This is a genomic window from Pseudonocardia sp., assembly GCF_025965585.1.
Taxonomy (GTDB): domain Bacteria; phylum Actinomycetota; class Actinomycetes; order Mycobacteriales; family Pseudonocardiaceae; genus Pseudonocardia.
On sequence record NZ_JAOPWR010000398.1, the window covers coordinates 1 to 5,929 of the forward strand.

5 protein-coding genes are annotated in these 5,929 nt (G+C 71.1%); all 5 read right to left on the reverse strand.

Annotation, left to right across the window (positions count from 1 at the left end):
- Positions 1-425: 425 nt before the first annotated feature.
- Positions 426-1,709: a tyrosine--tRNA ligase gene (gene tyrS, locus JWR81_RS24685; RefSeq protein WP_297657872.1), complete on the reverse strand. Its 1,284-nt coding sequence runs from the start codon at positions 1,707-1,709 to the stop codon at positions 426-428.
- Positions 1,710-1,757: 48 nt separating this feature from the next.
- Positions 1,758-2,771 (reverse strand): iron-siderophore ABC transporter substrate-binding protein, encoded by a 1,014-nt coding sequence (locus JWR81_RS24690; protein WP_297657875.1) that lies wholly within the window; start codon positions 2,769-2,771, stop codon positions 1,758-1,760.
- 14 nt (positions 2,772-2,785) lie between these two features.
- Positions 2,786-3,418, reverse strand: a complete 633-nt coding sequence (locus JWR81_RS24695) for a DNA-3-methyladenine glycosylase (RefSeq protein WP_297657878.1) — start codon at positions 3,416-3,418, stop codon at positions 2,786-2,788.
- 4 nt (positions 3,419-3,422) lie between these two features.
- Entirely contained in the window at positions 3,423-4,682 is a 1,260-nt protein-coding gene (locus tag JWR81_RS24700) for an aminotransferase class I/II-fold pyridoxal phosphate-dependent enzyme (protein WP_297657881.1), read from the reverse strand.
- Positions 4,679-5,929: argininosuccinate lyase (gene argH, locus JWR81_RS24705; protein WP_297657884.1), on the reverse strand; the 1,251-nt coding region annotated here is incomplete at its 5' end. The genes argH and JWR81_RS24700, both read right to left, overlap by 4 nt.

Sequence of the window (5,929 nt, forward strand, 5' to 3'; positions counted from 1 at the left end):
ACCCGATCAACGCGACGGGGTCGCGCCACCGAGCAAACAAACTGGCATAAAACCAATTCAAACAATAGCTCGACACACTGTTGAGTTCTCAAAAGACACACGCACACCATCGACCACCGCTAGGTGATGCTCCGGGGCTGTGTTACCACGGCGTTGCCCGGACTGTTCCGGAGCAACTTTTCTACCTTACATGGTCCTGGTCGCGGAGTCAAGCTCCGCCAGTCCCACTCCCTCCGGGCGGCATCTTGCGATGCTCGGTCCTTCGGGGCGGCCGCTCCGTGGGGACTGACTCTGGGCCAGATGAACTCTGTCCCGGTCTGTCGTGCTGTCCCCGTGGCGACTTGGAGAAAGTTACACACCCCCTCCAGGGCCCGTCAAATCGGGGGTCCCTTTCCGGCGTCGGTGCAGCTCAGAGGCCGTTTTCGTCAGACTTCGACGAGAGTGGCCCGCGCGCCCGCCAGGTTGCGCTTGCCCCGACGCACCACGAGCCAGCCCCCGGAGAGCAGGTCCGTCTCGGCCGGGACCCACTGCTCGTCGGTCACCTTCGCGTTGTTCACGTACGCGCCGCCCTCCCCCACAGCACGACGGGCGGCGCCCCGGCTCTCGACGAGTCCGGTGGCGACCAACAGGTCGACGATCGTCGGCCGCTCGTCGAGGCGCACCGATGTGGTGGGCACCTCGGAGAGCGCGGCGTCCAGCGTGCCGGCGTCGAGGTCCCGCAGTTCGCCGCGACCGAACAGCGCACCACTCGCCGCGATCACCTGCTCGGTCTGGTGCCGTCCGTGCACGAGGGTCGTGAGCTCCTCGGCCAGCTTCCGCTGTCCGGCGCGCAGATGGGGGCGTTCGGCGACCTCGCGTTCGAGCTCCTCGATCTCCTCGCGGGGTAGGAACGTGAACAGCCGCAGGTACTTGCCGACGTCCGCGTCGGCCACGTTCACGAAGTACTGGTACCAGGCGTAGGGCGATGTCATGCCCGGGTCGAGCCAGATGTTGCCGCCGCCGGTGGACTTGCCGAACTTGCGTCCCTCGGTGTCCGTCACGAGCGGCATCGTCAGCGCGTGCACGCCCGCACCGTCGACCCGCCGGATGAGATCCACACCACCGATGATGTTGCCCCACTGGTCGGAGCCGCCGATCTGCAGGCGGCACCCGTACTCCCGGTGCAGGTGCAGGTAGTCCTGGCTCTGCAGCAGCAGGTAGCTGAACTCCGTGTACGACATGCCGTCCCCCGCCAGGCGGCGCTTCACGGTCTCCCTGGCGAGCATCGTGTTGACCGAGAAGTGCTTGCCGATGTCACGCAGGAACTCCAGCGCGGTCTGCTGCCCCGTCCAGTCCAGGTTGTTGGCGACCAGCGCGCCCGTGGGCGAGTCGTCGAACTCCACGAACCGTTCGAGCTGTCCTCGGATGCGGCCGGCCCACTCCCCCACCGTGTCGACGGTGTTCATCGTCCGCTCGCCGGTGTCACGCGGATCACCGATCAGCCCGGTGGCGCCGCCCGCCAGCACGATGGGCCGAGCGCCCGACTGCTGGAAGCGCCGCAGCGTGAGCAACGGCACGAGGTTGCCGGCGTGCAGGCTCGGCGCAGTCGGGTCGAAGCCGCAGTACAGGGTGAGCACCCCGTCCGCCAGGTCGCGGCGCAGCGCGTCGCGGTCGGTGCTCTGCGCGATCAGGCCGCGCCATTCCAGCTCGTCGAGGATGTCCGTGCTCACGTCGGCGATCCTTCCCCACCGACCGCCGGGCCCGCGCGCCGGTTCCGGTCAGGACGCCGGGGTGACGACCTTCGCGAGCTGCGCGGGCACCGCGTCGAGGAGCTCGGGCAGGCTCAGAACGCTGCTGAACGACAGGGCGGCCGACTGCCGGTCGTCCGGGGCCAGCACCCTCCCCTCGCGCACGTCCTTCAGCGCGGAGTACCGCGGCAGCGTCTCGAACGTCGCCCGCTCCTGGGCGCTCGCGGTGATGAGCACCACGACGTCGGCGGTGTCGAGCCTGCTCAGTTCCTCGGTGCTGATCGTCGCGTAGAAGCTGTCACCGGCGAGCCGATCGAACTCCGGGGGCACCGTCATCCCGAGCGAGCTGAAGAAACGGGCGCGTAGGTCCTGCGGTCCCCAGACGAAGTAGTTGCTGCTGTCGGCCGCGCTCGGACGCACCCCGGCGACCGACTTCCCGGCCAGCGCCGGGTACTTCGCCCGGGCCGCGGCGAACCGGGCCTCCAGGTGGGTGACGAGCTCGTCCGCCTCGGGTGCCTTGCCGAGCGCGGTGCCGACCATCCGTGTCACGTCCTGCCAGGGCGTGCCGTAGTCGACGTACTGCTCAGGCGCGGCCACCACGGGCGCGATCCCCGAGTAGGTCTCGTACTGCTCGCGGGTCAGGCCCGCGGAGATGCCGACGATGAGATCTGGCCGCAGTGCAGCGATCGCCTCGGTGCTCACCTCCCCGGCGGGCAGCACCTCGGGCTTCTGCCCCTGGAGCATGCTCTGCGCCCACGGCCACGTGGCCGAGGGCTGCTGCCCGGTGAACTCGCGGATCGCCACCGGGACGACGCCGAGGGCCAGGATCGCGTCCTGGTCGGTGTACCCGAGCGAGACCACCCGCTGCGGACGGGCCCGGATCTCGGTGGTCCCGAACTTGTGGGTGACGGTCACCGGGAAAACGCCGTCGGCGGACGGGCCGGCGGACGGTCGGCTGGTACCGCCGGAGCACGAGGTCAGCAGGAACAGGGCCGTGAGGATCGCGCCGAGCAGGCGCCACCGTGAGTTCGACGGGGGGAGCACCCACGAAGGTTAGGCTACCCTTGTCTTGCAGGTCCAGCGCTGGGCGCTCCTCGTCCCGGGCGGTACGGACTGACCGCGGGCGACCCGTCCAGCCAGAACCGCCACGGCAGGTCGTGCGCGGCGGCGACGCCGACCCGCGGACCGGAGCGCACGAGTGCCGGATCCACTGGTGGCCCGGCCAGCACGCGCACCGGTGACGTCGGCGACGCCACGTCCACGCCGTTGTGCTCCCGGCCCAGCCCGAGCAGCGACGCCAGCCGGGCAGGCCCTCGGGCGAGATCGATCTCACGCCGCGCCGTCGGACGGCGCGCGAACGCCACCCCTGGATCCGACACGACCTCCCCCGCACGCAACAGCACCGCGCCGGCTTCCCCGTCCTCGAGGCACGTGATGTTGGCGCAGAAGTGCATGCCGTAGACGAAGTAGACGTACAGGTGGCCCGCCGGGCCGAACATCACGCCGTTGCGCGGGGTGCGGCCGCGGAAGCTGTGCGACGCGGGGTCGTCGGCGCCGCGGTAGGCCTCCACCTCGACGAGCCGTACCGCGACCGTGCCGTCCGGGGTGTCGGACTCGACCGTGCAGCCGAGCAGGCGGACGGCCGCGGGGAGCACGTCGGTGACGAGCTCCCCGCGGTCCAGCAGCGACAAGTGCTCAGGCGGCCTTCTGCGCAATCGCCAGCTTCACGCACACCGCGACGCCGGCCATGGCCTTCTCGACCTCGTCGAGCACCGGGAACGTCGGCGCCAGGCGGATGATCGCGTCCTGCGGGTCCTTGCCATAGGGGTGCGTGGCGCCCGCGGGGGTGAGCGCGATGCCCGCCTCCTTGGCCAGGCGCACCGTCTCCGACGCGACGCCGTCCGGCACCGTCAGCGTGACGAAGTAGCCGCCCGTCGGGGTGGACCACGTGACGTCCGGGGTGTCGGTGAACTGCTCGGCCAGTACGCGCTCGACGGCCGCGAACTTCGGGCCGATGATCTCGCGGTGCTTGCGCATGTGGTCGGCCACACCCGCGGCGTCGCGCAGGAACATGACGTGGCGCAGGTGGTTGGTCTTGTCCGGGCCGATGGTGCGCTTGCCCGCCAGCGCGAGCCACCACTTCACGTTGGCCTCGGACGCGCCCAGGAACGCGACACCCGCACCGGCCAGGGTGATCTTCGAGGTGGAGCCGAAGACGAACACGCGGTCGGCGTTGCCGGCCTCGGTGGCCAGGGCCAGCAGGTCGGCCAGCGGCGCGGGTTCGTCGGTGAGGGTGTGCACCGCGTAGGCGTTGTCCCACATGATGCGGAAGTCCGGGGCGGCCGTGGTCATCGAGGCCAGCCGCTTGACGACCTCGTCGGAGTACACCGCGCCCGTGGGGTTGGAGTACTTCGGCACGCACCAGATGCCCTTGATCGCGGCGTCGCCCGCAACGAGGCGCTCGACCTCGTCCATGTCGGGGCCGTCGTCGGTCATCGCGACCGGGATCAGCTCGACACCGAGTCGCTCGCACAGCGCGAAGTGGCGGTCGTAGCCGGGCACCGGCGCGAGGAACGCGACGCGCTCCTCCTCGATCCAGCGCTTCGGCGACCCCGGCATCGCGTTGAGCAGGGCGTTGACCACGGTGTCGTGCATGAGCTCGAGGCTGCCGTTGCCGAACGCGATGAGCTGCCCCACCGGCACCTGCAGCGCCTCGGAGAAGATCGCGCGCAGCTCCGGGAGGCCCTGGATCCCCTGGTAGTTGCGGGTGTCGGTGCCGTCGGCGGCCTTGAACCGATCACCAGGCAGGCTCAGCATCGGCGTCGCCAGGTCGAGCTGGGCGGCCGAGGGCTTGCCCCGGGTGAGGTCGAGCTTCATCCCCTGGGCGACGAGCGCGTCATAATCGGCGCGGGCCTGCTCCAGGGACGGGCGCGCCAGGTCGGCGGGCGAAGTCATGCTGATCCTCCGGATCTGCTTGCCGCGGTTGATGCGGACAGTGCGGTGCGGGCGGCGGTGGCCGCGGCGCGCAGCTCGTCGAGCTGTTCGTCGACGCGCTCCCCCGCGGTGCCGCCGCGGGCGTTCCTCGAGGCTATCGACCCCGCGACGGTGAGCACCTCGCGCACCCCGGACGTCAGTGCGGGATGGACGGCGGCCAGCTCGGCGTCGGTGAGATCGGCCAGGCCGACGCCGCGTCCCTCCGCCGCGCGGACACAGCCGCCCGCCGCCTCGTGCGCCACCCGGAACGGGACGCCCTGCCGGACCAGCCACTCGGCGACGTCCGTCGCGAGGGTGAACCCGGCCGGCGCGAGCTCGGCGAGGCGGTCGGTGTGGAACACGAGCGTGGCGATCATGCCCGCGACCGCCGGGAGCAGGAGCTCCAGCTGCTCGACGGAGTCGAAGAGCGGTTCCTTGTCCTCCTGCAGGTCGCGGTTGTAGGCCAGCGGCATGCCCTTGAGCGTGGCCAGCAGCCCGGCGAGGTTGCCGATGAGCCTGCCCGCCTTGCCCCGTGCGAGCTCCGCGACATCGGGGTTCTTCTTCTGCGGCATGATCGAGCTGCCGGTGGAGAACGCGTCGTCGAGCGTGACGTAGGAGAACTCCGCCGTGGCCCAGACGATCACCTCCTCCGCGATGCGGGAGAGGTCGACCGCGATCATCGCCAGCACGAACGCCGCCTCGGCTGCGAAGTCGCGGCTCGCGGTGCCGTCGATGGAGTTGGCCGCCGACGAGTCGAAGCCCAGCTCCGCGGCCACGGCCTCCGGGTCGAGGCCGAGCGACGAGCCTGCCAACGCCCCCGACCCGTACGGCGACACGGCGGCGCGCTTGTCCCAGTCGCGCAGCCGGTCGACGTCGCGCAGCAGCGCGTGGGCGTGCGCGGCCAGGTGGTGGCCGAGCAGTACCGGCTGGGCGTGCTGCAGGTGCGTACGGCCGGGCATCGGGGCGCCCGGGTGGGCGCTCGCCTGCCCGACCAGCGCGTCGACGACGTCCAGCACGCCGGCGCCGATCCGGCCGGCCGCATCACGCAGCCACATCCGGAACAGCGTGGCGACCTGGTCGTTGCGGGACCGGCCGGCGCGGAGCTTGCCGCCGAGCTCCGGCCCGGCCCGCTCGATCAGCCCGCGCTCCAGGGCGGAGTGCACGTCCTCGTCGTCCGGGGCCGGCCCGAACGCACCGGACTCGACGTCGGCGCCGAGCTTGGCCAGCGC